The organism is Paraburkholderia hiiakae (assembly GCF_904848665.1).
GTDB lineage: Bacteria > Pseudomonadota > Gammaproteobacteria > Burkholderiales > Burkholderiaceae > Paraburkholderia > Paraburkholderia hiiakae.
In genome coordinates, this window is sequence record NZ_CAJHCQ010000002.1 from 12,953 (window position 1) to 26,388 (window position 13,436).

Consider the following 13,436-nt stretch of genomic DNA (forward strand, 5'->3'; position numbering starts at 1 on the left):
ACCAGTGCATCAAGCGGCCTCCGATCCCCGATCGCTTACTGTGCGATTTCGCTTTCATGGATCGAGCTCGTCTGCGGTTTCGCCGCCATGTTCGCGACAAGAGAGTCCGTGAACGAGAAGTCACCCGTCTGCGCGCTCGCTTCGCCTGCCTCGCGCCAGTCTCCACCCAATGCGAGCAGCAGGCCGATACGCGCATTGAGCTGGTCGCCGCGTGCGCTGACAAGATCCGCCTCCGAGAGCAGCAGCGTTTGCCGGCTCTTCAGCGCGCCGCGCTCGTCGGCCGATCCAATCGAGACGCGCGCCTCCTCCCGAACCAGCAGCGTGCGGCACTCCTCGGCGCGCGCCTGCAACTCCGCGATCCGCGCCTTGTAGCTCGTCTCGGCCTGAAGCCCAGCTTCGACTTCGTTCAGCGCGTCCAGCGCACTATTGTCATAGGCGACGATTGCGGCCTTTTGCGCCTCGGTATAGTAATCAGCCTGGGCCTTGAGTTTTCCCCCGGTAAAGATCGGCGCGAGGAATGTGGCGCTCACGCCCTTGACCGGACTGCTGGAATCCATGAGTGACAGCACGTTGCTTCGGATTCCCGTAATCGCGACGTCGATGGAAACGCTGGGCAATCGCGCGGCTTGAGCCGATTGACGCTGGTCGAACGCTTCGGCAACGCGATGCGACGCGGCGATGAGATCGGGCCGGCGCTCGACGAGATTCGCAGGCAAACCGGCAAGCGGCTCGGCTGGCAACGCCGGCATCCTCGGCTCAGCCTCGATCTCACCGGCCGGGTAGCGGCCCAGCAGCAATTCCAGCGCTTGAGCAGCCCGGACCTTCGCCTGAGTCGCCTTGATGAGCGCATCCTGACTCATCCTCAGCGTGTTTCGCGCTTCCTGGAGCTCCGTTTGGGAGGCGGCGCCAGTGACCACGCGATGACCTTCTATCTCGACGAGTTGCGCCTGAACCTCGACGATCTCCTTCAGCGTCCTTTCGAGCTGCGTGCATTTGATGAGCGAAAACCAGGCCTTGGCAGTCGTTGCGGCCACGACCCGTTGGGCCCACACATAATCGGCTTGCGTCGCGGCGCGTTCGGATTGCGCCGCCCGCGACTGCGCGCGTATACGCCCCCAGAGGTCAAGTTCCCAGCTCGCGCCAACGGAAACGATCTGCGACTCGGATTCACCCAGCCGCCCCCTGGCGCCCGCGGCGGGAAGCAGCCCGCTGCTCTGCACGGTCGCCAGCGCCTCGGCCTGCTGCACGCGAATTGCGGCAATCGCCAGATCCCCGTTGTGGCCGATCGCCTCGCGCACGAGTTGGTTCAACCGGGCATCGTTGAAACTGGCGAGCCAACCGTCAGTGGGATCGCCGAGCGTGCTGCTGTTGGCCCACAGGCGCTGGCTGTCAAGTGACGGAACCGAATGAGCGGCGAGGTCGCTGGCCTTGGGTGGCGTTTCGAGCGTGCAACCGACAAGCAATCCTAAATAGATTGCAAGGATTATTGGATAGGCTTTCTTACGAATCAGCGACGACACGATCATTCCTTTAATGCAGCTTGAAGACGAGATAGTTCAGCCTGGAGCTCACCCGCAGAAACACCATGCGAATAATCTGGATCGCTTCGCCATGCTGCGTATAGATCGCCCCTGCGCCCAGCGCACCGACCGGGAGGAGCGGCCACTTCGATTTATCGTCCAGTGCGAGCTTCACGGCAAAGCGATTCGGAGTCGCGGCGACCGCACCGGTATTGGGAAGCATGCCGCCTTGAGGGAATTGGCCCTGCGACTGCGCCCAGACGATCGAGTCCACCTTCGCCTCGAGGATCGCTCCGGGTATCGTCGGCAGGTACACTTCGGCTACGTCGCCTGGCCGCACGTTGTACAGCTCGTTCTGGCCATAGAAGGCGATCAGTTCCTGGTCATCCTCAACAAAGCTGAATGCAGGCGTCAACGGCAAGGGGACGAGCATCGTACCGACACGCACCTGGAGGTTCACGACCCGGCCGGCCGCCGGAGCGCGATAAACCGTCTGAGATAGCTCCCACCTCGCGTTTTCGAGCATACTCACGGTTTCCGCACGGCGTGCCCGCGCAGCAGCGATGGCGGCGAACTCACCCTGACTTTGCGCCGAAAGCTTCGCCTTGACCTCGCCTTCCTCAGCCTGCGCACTCACCAGTTGACCTTCCAGCTCGCTCTGCCGCGCCAAGGCGTCGTCGCGGTCGAACTTCGAACCCGCCCCGACCGCAAGCAATGCGTCCTGCTCCTTCAGCCTTTGCCTCGCCAGCGACAACGAGGCTTGCACGGTGCTGACCTTCCCGGCTTCGCGGCGCACGGATTGCGCAAGTTGCAGGCTCGAGGCGTCGGCCTCCGCAACGGCTGCGTCGTCGGCATGCAACCTTCCCTCCAATTGCGCGACCGATAATTCATACGGAGTTGGATCGATACGAAGCAGCACATCGCCTTTACGGTAGTGCCTGTTACCCTCGGCCGGAAGTTCGACAATGCGACCCTTGACTTGCGGCACGACCTGCAGCACCTTGCCGACCACCCTTACCTCATGCGTCGATGGCGCTACGACGTTGAGGGTAAGAATGATCGTTGCAAGCGCAATGATCGGCAGCGTAAATGCGATGACCATGGAGACGGGATTCCACGGCAACCATTTGAACTTGAAGAAGATGAGCCACACGCAGAACGCGTAGACACCCAGAATCAAAACTTCCATCTAAACCTTGTCCTTTTCGTTGGCGATTGCGCAGACTGGCTCGTGCGCGCAACCCGGCGTTGCATGGGCATCAGCATCGTCCGGCGGCAGCCTGTCGGTTCCGTAGGCCGCCCGGTAAAAAACCGGCTTGGTGTGAGCCCATAGCCACGCTAATGGCCACAGAAGGCCGCCAAAGAACAGCGACAGCAGGCACAGCGCGTGAATCGCCTCCATTTGCGGATGTTGCTTCTTTCTCGCAACTCTTTCCGGCAAGATATGGAGAATCCAGAAGACGTAAATACCGGCAACCGGTACGACGGCGAGAACCACCCACGACATGAAATCGGCAGCGTGTTCGAGGGTCCCTCGCGAAACCGAGGCGAAAGTTGGCGTACTCAGCGCCAGAAGCGCGCCGCTAGCCGCCAGATATCGGCCAGACCGGACTAAAACGTTGACGATGCGCGGATGCTCAGCCATACATTCCATTTGCTTCGATTCGAGTTTCATGGCGTCTGCGGCTGCGAGAGGGGTTCATAGCTGAGGTGATCCTGGCCGCAATCCGGGTAGCGTCCAGTGCACCGGTTCGACACGGAGCCCGTGAATACCATCATCGGCACCGCCTCTTTCAGGCCCAGCGCGATTGTCATCACCCCCGCGCTGCCGAGGTTGCTCAATACAGAGTCGATTTTTGAACCCTCTATTGGTGTGGCTGGTGAACGACGACCGGTTTCCCGGCGTGAAGCCTGGGCGTCCATGCCTTGCGCCTGATCTGTATAGAGCAGGTCATATTTGCCCGGCGCGGCACCACCATGTTCTCGAGACCGCGCTGCCTCCATATAGAAGCCGAATCCATAGCCGGCATTCGGGGAGATGCGCGCCCCTCCGCCGGCGGCAGTCGCTTGCGCATGCGCTTGCCCGGCGCCAGCCACCGCCACTGCCAGTGTGAGTTGATGTGCGGCGGCGCGAATCGTGCCGCCCCACCGCGTGAGTTGCCATTGCCGCATCTGGCCACAAGCGTGGCGGACGCTCGCCAGGAGCGCGGTGAGCCGGTTAGTTCGCCCTCGCGAAGCCGTTGAATGATCGTTCCCGTTCATCTAAGTCGTTCCCTTGCGTTGGGACACACATCGCGAATTGCAATCTGCGTGTTGTCAATCGTTCCATCAGGTCGGTAAATTACGCGCCGCGGCACACCGTCGCTATCACAGGAATCAGAAAATGCGGGGGTACCATTTCTGATTCCTGTGATAGCCCGGAAGGTATGCGCACCCTATGCTCGTCGTGAGATGGAATTCCACACAGGGGAGACGGGGAATGGTCAGTTGCTTGCGGCGCGAAGCGAAGCGCGAAAATGCGTCGAGGGTCCAGCCGAGGGAGAGCGATGCGCCAGAGTGTGCGCGCAACCCCTTGGACGGCAGATTCCTGGTCGAATACCAACCGATCGTTTCCGCGCGATCCGGTGTGTTGACTGGCGCCGAGGCCATCGCCCGATGGAGCGCTGAGCCCACTGCGCCGGCAATGTCGGACTTCGAGACCGTCTTCAACGATGGATGCGCCAACCTGGCTCGTTGGCAGTGCTGCACGCCAGACAACGTGGCACTTTCAATTGGCATATCGCCGGATCAACTTCTCGACGATCAATTCGCCTCCCTGGTCGCGCGTGGCATCCGGCAACATGCCATTCAGCCCACCCGCCTCAGGTTCGTGATGCGTGAGCCGGCCGATCAGGATGTCACCGCAATCCTCGTCGGGCGATTATCGGAATTGAGGCGTATGGGAATTTCCATCGTTCTCGACGACTTCGGCCTCAAGCCTTCGACGCTCTCGAGCCTGATCACGTTGCCAGTCAGCGGGTTGAAATTTTGTCGTCAATTCACCGAGAACCTTCCGCACGATCTAACATCGGCCGGCATCTTGACGAGCGTCGTCAGCCTTGCGCGCGACTTCGGAATTTCCGTAGCCGTCGACGGTGTGGAGAACGTCAGCCAACTCGCCTGGCTCGGTCGGTTTGGCGATCTGGACGCACAGGGCAATCTGATCTCGGAACCACTCTCATCCACGGCAATTTTCTATTGGCTATTTCGCGCGTCCGGCATATCGGCGCGATAAAACGCGGGCGCCGGTAACCTTGCACGCTGAACGGCGTTGCCCGGGAAAGCGCGAGAAAACGTGCGAGTCAGGCAAACTAAAAATGATGGCCATGCAGATATGAAAGACTTCTTCTTGGGAATTGACCCCCATATGATTGATATATCCACTTTTCGAATAAAATTTTCCTTAGGCCGTGTCGAACTTTTTGCTGCTTTTGCTGACATAGCCTTATTCGAACAACCATCATGTAGATGATTTCTCAACCAGCGTTTCGAACCCTATCAGTAGCGATCGCAGACGATCACCCGATGATCCGCCTCGCGATCAGAGATGTACTCAGCACCATCGGTTTTCAGGTCGTCGAGCTATACCAGTCCGGCAAGGCGCTCTTTGAAGCACTCGAACAGCAACGCTTCGATCTCGTCGTGACCGATTTTTCGATGGAGCGCGCGCCGGGCAACGAAGACGGCCTGCGCCTGATCCAGCGTCTGCGCAGCCGCCACCCCGATACGCCCATTGTCGTATTCACCATGCTCACCAACAGCGGCCTGCTGGCGTGCATCAAGGCAGAAGGCGTGGCTGGCATTGCCGGTAAATCGGAAGACCCGGAAATCCTGAAGCGAATCTGCCTGAACGCGGTATCCGGCAGCGCAGGTCCGCATCTCTCCCCCGCCGTTGCGAACAGGATCAGCAGCGCGGGTGGACGCCCCGGTGCAAATGCATGCCATTTGTCCCCCAAGGAAATCGAAGTCGTCCGCATGTTCGCAAACGGCGACTCGCTCACGAGCATCGCGGCCTCCTTTCATCGATCGCTCGCGACCATCGCAGCCCAGAAGCGCTCCGCCATGCAGAAGCTGAATATCGCCAACAACGCCGACCTGATCACCTATGCACGTGACCACGGTCTGGTATGAAGAAGACGGCAACTCCGCGAGGCAATGAGTCGCCACTGCGCACCTTCGATTCCGTCGAGAAAAACCTGCAGCGCGAAAGACATGTCTTTTCCATCGTTGTGGCGTTGCTCGCGCTGTGCACGCTCGCCTGTGCGGCGGTGGCGATCGCAGTCCGGCTGAACGCCTCGCTGCGCGCGCAGGAACAACTCGCGCGACTTTATGAGCAGAGCATCGTGGATGCGGTGCTCGAGCGCCGCAGCGCGCTCACGGCCTCCAACCTCGTACTGAGCCTGCGCGCGAACGACCCGTTCCATCCCGACCACGGCGGACAGGCAAACAGTGTCTGCGTGCGCGTTTCGCAGTCGTCGCAGAAGGACGTTGTCCTTCAGCAAAGCTGTAACGAGGCGGTCCGCATCCTGCTCGCGGCAGGGCAGATGCCGGCCATCGAAATGATTTCGGTGGCCGACGGGGCAGCCTATCGATACGTCACCCCTTATTCGGCGCGATCGCGCGATGAAGCGAAGTACTCGTCGACACAGACTTCGATGATCGTTGACGCCGTTCTCAACCAGTACCGTGCCGCGAGACTCGATCCGTTGGAAGCAGCGCGGGAAAAGCGTGTCGTCTGGCTGACGATACCTTCCGGTCAAACGCGGGATAGACCGGAGATGATCGGCGCGTCACTGGTCTCAAAAAGCAATCGGATCTATGCCGTTGCCCTGACACGCATTGCATTGCGAGATTTGCTCCAGCCTGCAAGAGATGGGCTGTCTGTTCCTGATGCGATCCTGTTTGACAGCTTCGACGCTCCATTGGCCAGCCCTGGAGAAGAGGTCAAAGCCGAACTGCTTGACCACAAGCTGCAAGGCCGCCAGGACGGCGTATTTCACTGGATTCCGGGTTACGGCTGGGCGCTGCGCCTCGCCCCCCTCACCGCCGACTTTGGCCACCTCGTTTTCGTGCTCCCGCCTGGGCAACAGTTGCAGAAAATGGCCAGCGAGTTGCTGCTGATAGGCGCAGTAACAGCGCTGGTTCTCGTTTTGCTTTTTGCCATGTACCGCCACTGGAACTACCGCTTCCTCGTGGTGACGTACGAAGAAGCTTCGCGGGCGCTCGAGAGCGAGATGCTCAACCATCTGCTCGTTCATGCGAACCCGGTTGGTTTGTGCATCGTGCGGCGGGAGGCGCTGGAAATCATCGTTTCGAACCAGATCGCGCGTGAGGTTCTGGGCATGTCTCCCGGGGAAACGCGCTTGCCGCACGGTCTTCGCGCCGTATTCGACGTGCATCTTGGCGCACAGTCGGCGAGCGCCAGCGAATCCGGGATATTCCAGATCCCGCTTACCCTGAACCGGGCAGACGGCAACCCCGTGCATCTGGAAATCACCTATGCGCCCGCTGAGGTCAGGCAGGAGCCGGTGTTGTTTTGTGCGATCGTGGACATGACCGAGCACCATCACTCGAAGCAATTGCTACGACAAGCCAAGCTCGCGAGCGATGCAGCCGCGAAAGCGAAGCTAGCGTTCTTCGCGTCGATGAGCCACGAATTGCGAACGCCGCTCTCCTCGCTCGTAGGGAACATCGAACTCCTCGCCTTGGGGAAACTGGATGCCGGACAAAGAGAACGCGTTCGCGCGATGCAGGTTTCGTCAGATGGTCTGTTGCAGGTGGTCAACGACGTACTCGATTTTTCGAAGATCGATGTTGGCGCGTTGAGGATCGAAGAAACGCCTGGGTCGCTAGTCGATCTGCTGCACGGGATTGCGGCGTCGCACGCGCGCGAGGCGGGTAAGCGCGGGCTGACCTTGCACGCCGTTCTCGATCGACGCATTCCCGCTGAGCTCCATTTCGACCCTGTGCGCGTGTCGCAGATCATCAACAATCTGCTGAACAATGCGCTGAAGTTCACCCACTCCGGGAAGGTGGTACTGCGTGCGCGATGGGCAAATGACGCCCTCACCATCGAGATCTCCGACACCGGCGTTGGGATTCCCGAGGACCAGCGCGATCGCCTTTTCCAACCGTTCTCCCAGGCGTCAGCACACCGCCTGAGCAACGCACGGGGCACCGGGCTCGGTCTCTCGATCTGCGCGAAACTCTGCGAACTCATGGGCGGTGGGATCAAGCTTGACAGCATGGCGCGGGTGGGTACGCGCGTCACCGTGAATCTGCCTCTAAGGGTTTCCAACGTCGGCCGCGACACCGCCACGCTCGCGAGCGCGCCAGCAACGCGAATCGCGGTGCTATTTCGTGCACCTGAACATTATGAAACGCTGCTGAACCATCTGGACTGGTCGGACAATCCGCCCGTGGCCATACGGGACATCGGGGAGCCTCTCGACAGTAACGCATTCGAATGCCTCGTTGCTACCGAAGAATTTTCTCCTGAGGACGTTACTCGATGGTGGGGCGCGCCAGCCTCGATTGTCTGGGTGAAGCAACAGGGTCCGCTTGTCGCTTCGATACGGCCGGACGGAGGCCAGGAGGTCTCGATCTACAGTCGAGCAGGATTTCAGGTTGCATTGCTGGGGGCGATATCGGGTGGGCCGCTGCCTGGAACGTTCATCGGTGGGCGTAGCGGCCAGACGCCGGAGAAGCCGCTGGAGGGCCTGCGCGTCCTGATCGCCGAAGACAACCGCCTGAACCGAAGCCTGCTTCGCGATCAACTTTCCGTATTGGGCGCCAGCGTGCTCCAGGCGAGCAACGGCTACGAAGCACTGACAACACTGTCGAACAATCGGGTCGACGCAGTGCTGACCGATATCGATATGCCCGATATGAACGGGTTCGAACTGCTTCGTGAGATTGACGCGCTCGCTCTGGATATCCCGGTTTACGCGGTCAGCGCGAGCACGCGGCACGCAGACGTTTCTGACGCGCGCGTAATGGGTTTCGCGGACTATTTTACCAAGCCCGTCTCCCTTGCCGTTCTCGCTTCGGTGCGCAACGGCATCGCTTCAGAAGAAGATGCGTTTCGTCTCAGCAAGAATCCTGCAGCCGGGGATGCGAGCACCGAGAGCGCTATTCCAGAGATTCCGCGCGTGCCCGCAGCCTATGTGAGCGCTTTTCTGGAGCAAGCCGAAATCGACATTGAGGCGCTTGAAATCGTCATTGCCGAGCGCGACGTTGCGCAGCTCGAGCGAGCGTTACACCGAATCTCGGGCACGCTCGCCGTACTCGAGCGTTCTGAACTGCTCGCCCTCTGCGAAGAGTTGCACCACTACCTCGCGGAAATGGAAAGCTGGAACGCCGAAATCGAAAGCCAGGCCGGGGTCGTCGTGCAAGAGTTGGCGCGCATGTGCGAATGTACAAGCGATACGTACACCAAAGAAACTGAGGCGATTTAGCCCACACTTTCCAACTTCTATGATTGTGACCATTGCCGCGAAGACGCAATATGGTCATGACAGCTGCAGCGATCAACAGCAGATCTGTCGTTTCACTTCATGTGGACTCTCCCTTCTCGCCCGCCTTCGTGCGGGCGACTTTTTCCCGCGAGTCACTTATGAGCAAACGTCGACATTTTATGTTCGCCGCGCAGGCTGCGTTCGCGCTGGCGTCCGTTATCGCGCCAGCCGTGGCCGAAATTGCGCAGGCACAGGTCATTTACCCGAAACCCGTGATTTATCCCGCAAGAGGACAGTCACCCTACCAGCAGTCGAATGACGACGCGGCCTGCTATAGCTGGGCGAAGCAGCAAAGCGGCGTGGATCCCGCATTCGCGGCGACGGCGCCGGGCCCCGTCGTGGTGCCTGGCGGCCAGCGTGTGGTCGGCGCAGCACGCGGCGCGGCGGCGGGGAGCGTAGCTGGAGCGATTGCAGGCGACGCCGGCAAGGGGGCCGCGATCGGTGCGATGGCAGGTGGAATAGAACGGCGTCAGGAACGTCGTGGAATAGCCGCATACAACGCACAGGCCCAGGCGAGCAACGAGTACGCAATGTCGTCATATTGGCACGCATGGCGTGCCTGCATGACAGGCCGGGGCTATACGGTCGAATAGGTGGTTGTGCGCTACGAACGCGCGCGACACGGTAACCCAATGCAAAGCGGCCCGGCCGGGCCGCGGTATTGGTCGCCGCCAAACCATCCCTTCGAGTCGATCGAGGTGCAGGCGCAAATGCGTGGCGGTTCTCGACCATTCTCCTCCTGGTGAATCCAGTCGCGTGGCCGTGTCACCAAGCAATCCATCATAAGATCATCTTTTTTCACTAAAACAACACGGGATGAAATCGCGCCTATCCCGATCGCCGAGCCATCGCGCGAATCACCTGGTCGAGCAGCGGATCCAGTTCCGGCCAGCGCCACTGCCTGGGTTTCACGATCGCTCGATTTTTTTGGGCGCGCGGGGCGACGACGGCTGACGGCGGGGGGCCGTATTTGAAGGTTCGAACACTCCCGCGGCCGTCTGTTCGAACGACATGAACTTCGCTGGCGGCGACCAGGGCACGCAGCCTGATCCTGATTCTCAACTGGCTGACATCCAGCGCTTGAGCCAGCAGCTTTACGGTCCACCCATCGCCGTCGAACATGAGATCGAGGACCCGCTCTTCGAGCGTGGCGACATAGTGCCCACCAGTCATTTTCACCTCCAATTATTCTGTACTCCATAGTGATTCGCAACCCCTCTCCGCCTGCCGGGGCTCGGATCCCTCCGTGGCCTAGACCACTGCGGACTGCAAGCAACCGGATTCACCTGATGCGGCCCTGCTTGCAGGCACGCGCGGCGAGAGAAGTGCAGGCGGTTCGCCGCCGACGCCGAACTCGTCCGTCAGACACTGGGCGGCCTCACGCCTGCGCTCTGCAGCTGTCGCTGATCCCGCCTGAACTGCGGTAATTGCGATCGTGTAGACGATGTCATCCACGAGCGCGCCGCGTGAGAGGTCGTTGACTGGCTTGCGTAGCCCCTGGAGCATGGGCCCGATGGAGATGACATTTGCCGAGCGCTGAACCGCCTTGTACGTGGTGTTCCCGGTGTTGAGGTCGGGAAACACGAAGACGTTGGCGCGACCGGCGAGCGGGCTATGGGGCGCCTTCTGTCGCGCCACACTCTCAACGGAGGCCGCGTCGTACTGGATCGGCCCGTCCACCACAAGGTCCGGGCGCAGACGGCGTACGATTTCGGTCGCCGCCTTGACCTTGTCGACGTCGACGCCGGATCCGGACGTGCCTGTCGAATAGGAGATCATCGCAACACGCGGGTCGATGCCAAATGCTCGCGCACTCTCAGCGGACTGGATGGCGATTTCGGCGAGCTCCTCCGCATTCGGGTCGGGATTGATTGCGCAGTCGCCGTAGACCAGAACCTGGTCCGGCATCAGCATGAAGAACACGCTTGAAACCAGACGTGAGTCCGGTACCGTGCGGATCAGCTGAAGTGCGGGGCGCACCGTATTGGCAGTCGTGTGGACCGCGCCGGAAACCAGCCCGTCAACGTCCCCCTCGGCCAGCATCATCGTGCCCAGCACGACGTTGTCCTCGAGCTCCAGCCGGGCCTTATGTTCAGTCAGACCTTTGGCGCGCCGCAGCCCGACCATCGGCGCAATGTAACGCTCGCGCACGTCCTCCGGGTCGATGATCTGAACGCCGGCGGGCAGCTCGATCCCGTGACCCGCGGCGACGGCGCGGATCGCCTCGGGCGCGCCCAGTAGCACGCATTGCGCGATGCCGCGGGCCACACACTGTGCCGCCGCCTGAATCGTACGCGGCTCCTCTCCCTCGGGCAGCACGATGCGCCGGCGGACGGCACGCGCCGACTGGACCAGGCGCGTGCGGAACACCGGAGGGGGCATCAGCGGCATCCCCGGCACGTCCAGACGCGCGACGAGCGGCTCGGCCACGATGCGCCCGGCGATATAGTCGACCACCTGCTCCATGCGTTCCGCGTCGCCTCGATTGACGTGGCTCGACAGGTTCGCCAGGCGCGCGGCGATTGAAAACATATCGTCGTCTGCGGCGAGCACTGCCAAACGGTCAAGTGGTCGGCCCTTGAACAGCGCCGCCATGTCTGCTGATAACGCACCTCCGCCGGTGAGAAGCAGGCCCGCGAGAGGCATGCCGCGATGCGCGGCCAGCGCCACCGCGATGATCGCATCGGTGCGGTCGACCGGCGCGACGACTAACGTGCCCGGACGTAGGCGGGGCAGCAAATGCTCCGGCGAACTCGCCGCGACGAGCACATTGTCCACTCTGACCGTTGCTGCCGCGCCAGCGCGCACGACGCGTAAATTCAGGCCACAGGCGACGTCGATCACGCGCGGGGAAAGCAGACGCTGCGCGGTCGGCACCGACGCGAGAACAGGCGTGCCGTCCCCAAGCACGTCGAGCGCCCGGGCCTTCATATCGGGTTGTTCGGCCGCGTGGTTCACGAGCACGCCGGCAAGCGGGCGCCGTCCGCCATCACCGTATTGTTCGGCAGCCCCGGACGCGACGGCGCCCAGGTCCGCTATATCACGCGCGCGCGCCGAAAACACGGGAATCAATTCGGCGCTTAGCGTACGAACGATCTCGATGTTCAGCCGCGTTGCAATCTGGAAGTCGACGTCCGGGATCAGACCTTCGACCACGAGGACCTGGTTGCCCTCGCTCGCGGTGTCGACGATCGACACCACGTCTTCCATGAGACCCGCCAGCTCGCCCGCTCGAACGCGCTCGATCGCGCCTGTATAGTCGAGCGGTTCTGGTGTTCGGGTGCCGCACAGGGTGCGCGCAAAATGCGCTGAGAGGTCGTGCTCTCCCGGAATCGACTCCGGCTGTGCAACGGGCTTCACGAAGCCTGCGCGAACGCCACCGAGTTGCAGCGCCCGCACGAGTCCAAGCGCCATCGAGGTAAGGCCGGCATCACGTGAAACCGGGACAAGGTAGAAGATTCGGGGTGAATGGCTCATGATACTTTCTCGCTTTACTGACGTGACTTGTGTTACTCGGCGGGCAGACCGCGCTCACGAAGGATCTGGACAGCCTCTGCGACCTTCGCCGCTGAGGGGGGCTTCACCCCACTCAGCTTGTAATCCAGGTTCAGGCTTTTCCATTTGTGCGCGCCAAGCTGATGGAACGGCAGGACGTCGACGCGCTTGACGATCGGCCCCAGTTCGAGAAGAAAATCAGCGAGCCGCACAATGTGCTCAGGGCCGTCCGTGATGCCGGGAACCAACACGTAGCGGATCCACACGGACTTGTTCAATCGCGCGAGCCGCCGCGCAAAGGCAAGCGTCGGTGCGAGCTCCACGCCAGTCAGCTCACGGTAGTGCGTAGTATCGATATGCTTGATATCGAGCAGTACGAGGTCCACCGACTCGAGCCACTCGTCGCTCACATTGGCGCCGAGGTAGCCTTGCGTGTCCAAAGCCGTATGCAGTCCAAATTCATCGTGAATCCGCTTGAGCAACTGGCCGACGAAGGCACGTTGTGCGAGCGGTTCACCGCCGGAGACTGTGACTCCGCCGGTCATGCGCAGGAACTTCACATATGGGCGAACCTCTTCGATCGCCTCGTCAATCGTGACCGCACGTCCCGCCGCAAAACGCCAGGTGTCCGGGTTGTGGCAGTACGCGCAGCGCAGGGGGCAGCCCGCGAAGAAGTACACGAAACGCACGCCCGGACCGTCGGCGGCAGCGCCCGTCTCCACCGAGTGGAGCATGCCCCGCTGGGCCCCGAGTTTCGCGACCACCTTGCGGGGTGCCGCTTCGCGCAGGACAGCAGGAGTCTGGAGGGTGGCGAGCATGGCTGAAATCTCCCTTCTGAGGACAGCCGGACCGGTGCCTTCCGGTC

Annotated in this window: 11 protein-coding genes; 4 read left to right on the forward strand and 7 right to left on the reverse strand. The window is 61.4% G+C overall.

What is annotated here, in order from left to right; genetic code table 11:
• Positions 1 to 35 precede the first annotated feature (35 nt).
• The 4 genes from JMY28_RS04000 to JMY28_RS04015 are packed head-to-tail and all read right to left on the reverse strand — an operon-like array spanning position 36 to position 3,782.
• Positions 36 to 1,526: a TolC family protein gene (locus JMY28_RS04000; RefSeq protein WP_201694622.1), complete on the reverse strand. Its 1,491-nt coding sequence runs from the start codon at positions 1,524 to 1,526 to the stop codon at positions 36 to 38.
• Between the two features lie 4 nt (positions 1,527 to 1,530).
• Positions 1,531 to 2,709, reverse strand: a complete 1,179-nt coding sequence (locus JMY28_RS04005; protein WP_201694623.1) for an HlyD family secretion protein — start codon at positions 2,707 to 2,709, stop codon at positions 1,531 to 1,533.
• A complete protein-coding gene (locus JMY28_RS04010; RefSeq protein ID WP_236596681.1) occupies positions 2,710 to 3,195 on the reverse strand; it encodes a DUF3302 domain-containing protein in 486 nt (161 codons plus the stop codon).
• Positions 3,192 to 3,782: a hypothetical protein gene (locus tag JMY28_RS04015; RefSeq protein WP_201694624.1), complete on the reverse strand. Its 591-nt coding sequence runs from the start codon at positions 3,780 to 3,782 to the stop codon at positions 3,192 to 3,194. Before JMY28_RS04015 ends, JMY28_RS04010 begins: the two co-directional genes overlap by 4 nt.
• A 217-nt stretch (positions 3,783 to 3,999) precedes the next feature.
• On the opposite strand from JMY28_RS04015, the gene JMY28_RS04020 reads away from it, so the two are divergent.
• From JMY28_RS04020 to JMY28_RS04035, 4 genes are all read left to right on the forward strand, one after another.
• The gene (locus JMY28_RS04020; protein ID WP_201694625.1) at positions 4,000 to 4,794 is read left to right on the forward strand and encodes an EAL domain-containing protein; all 795 of its coding nucleotides are present in this window, start codon (positions 4,000 to 4,002) and stop codon (positions 4,792 to 4,794) included.
• A gap of 233 nt (positions 4,795 to 5,027) precedes the next feature.
• A complete protein-coding gene (locus JMY28_RS04025) occupies positions 5,028 to 5,690 on the forward strand; it encodes a response regulator transcription factor (protein WP_201694626.1) in 663 nt (220 codons plus the stop codon).
• Entirely contained in the window at positions 5,687 to 9,016 is a 3,330-nt protein-coding gene (locus JMY28_RS04030; RefSeq protein ID WP_201694627.1) for a hybrid sensor histidine kinase/response regulator, read from the forward strand. Before JMY28_RS04025 ends, JMY28_RS04030 begins: the two co-directional genes overlap by 4 nt.
• Positions 9,017 to 9,174: 158 nt before the next feature.
• A complete protein-coding gene (locus JMY28_RS04035) occupies positions 9,175 to 9,669 on the forward strand; it encodes a glycine zipper family protein (RefSeq protein ID WP_201694628.1) in 495 nt (164 codons plus the stop codon).
• A gap of 235 nt (positions 9,670 to 9,904) precedes the next feature.
• Here JMY28_RS04035 and JMY28_RS04040 read toward each other — a convergent pair whose 3' ends face one another.
• The 3 genes from JMY28_RS04040 to pflA all read right to left on the reverse strand — a co-directional run bounded on the left by JMY28_RS04040 (position 9,905) and on the right by pflA (position 13,389).
• Positions 9,905 to 10,261, reverse strand: coding sequence for a hypothetical protein (locus JMY28_RS04040; RefSeq protein WP_201694629.1), 357 nt, complete (start codon positions 10,259 to 10,261; stop codon positions 9,905 to 9,907).
• Between the two features lie 66 nt (positions 10,262 to 10,327).
• Positions 10,328 to 12,553: a phosphate acetyltransferase gene (pta, locus tag JMY28_RS04045; RefSeq protein ID WP_201694630.1), complete on the reverse strand. Its 2,226-nt coding sequence runs from the start codon at positions 12,551 to 12,553 to the stop codon at positions 10,328 to 10,330.
• Between the two features lie 32 nt (positions 12,554 to 12,585).
• The gene (pflA, locus tag JMY28_RS04050) at positions 12,586 to 13,389 is read right to left on the reverse strand and encodes a pyruvate formate-lyase-activating protein (RefSeq protein ID WP_201694631.1); all 804 of its coding nucleotides are present in this window, start codon (positions 13,387 to 13,389) and stop codon (positions 12,586 to 12,588) included.
• Positions 13,390 to 13,436 lie beyond the last annotated feature (47 nt).

Bases quoted from the DNA above. Each gene is read 5' to 3' on its own strand.
- JMY28_RS04025 (WP_201694626.1), top strand. From the start codon at position 5,028: ATGATTTCTCAACCAGCGTTTCGAACCCTATCAGTAGCGATCGCAGAC.
- JMY28_RS04005 (WP_201694623.1), bottom strand. From the start codon at position 2,709: ATGGAAGTTTTGATTCTGGGTGTCTACGCGTTCTGCGTGTGGCTCATC.
- pta (WP_201694630.1), bottom strand. From the start codon at position 12,553: ATGAGCCATTCACCCCGAATCTTCTACCTTGTCCCGGTTTCACGTGAT.
- pflA (WP_201694631.1), bottom strand. From the start codon at position 13,389: ATGCTCGCCACCCTCCAGACTCCTGCTGTCCTGCGCGAAGCGGCACCC.
- JMY28_RS04000 (WP_201694622.1), bottom strand. From the start codon at position 1,526: ATGATCGTGTCGTCGCTGATTCGTAAGAAAGCCTATCCAATAATCCTT.
- JMY28_RS04015 (WP_201694624.1), bottom strand. From the start codon at position 3,782: ATGAACGGGAACGATCATTCAACGGCTTCGCGAGGGCGAACTAACCGG.
- JMY28_RS04020 (WP_201694625.1), top strand. From the start codon at position 4,000: ATGGTCAGTTGCTTGCGGCGCGAAGCGAAGCGCGAAAATGCGTCGAGG.
- JMY28_RS04010 (WP_236596681.1), bottom strand. From the start codon at position 3,195: ATGAAACTCGAATCGAAGCAAATGGAATGTATGGCTGAGCATCCGCGC.
- JMY28_RS04030 (WP_201694627.1), top strand. From the start codon at position 5,687: ATGAAGAAGACGGCAACTCCGCGAGGCAATGAGTCGCCACTGCGCACC.
- JMY28_RS04035 (WP_201694628.1), top strand. From the start codon at position 9,175: ATGAGCAAACGTCGACATTTTATGTTCGCCGCGCAGGCTGCGTTCGCG.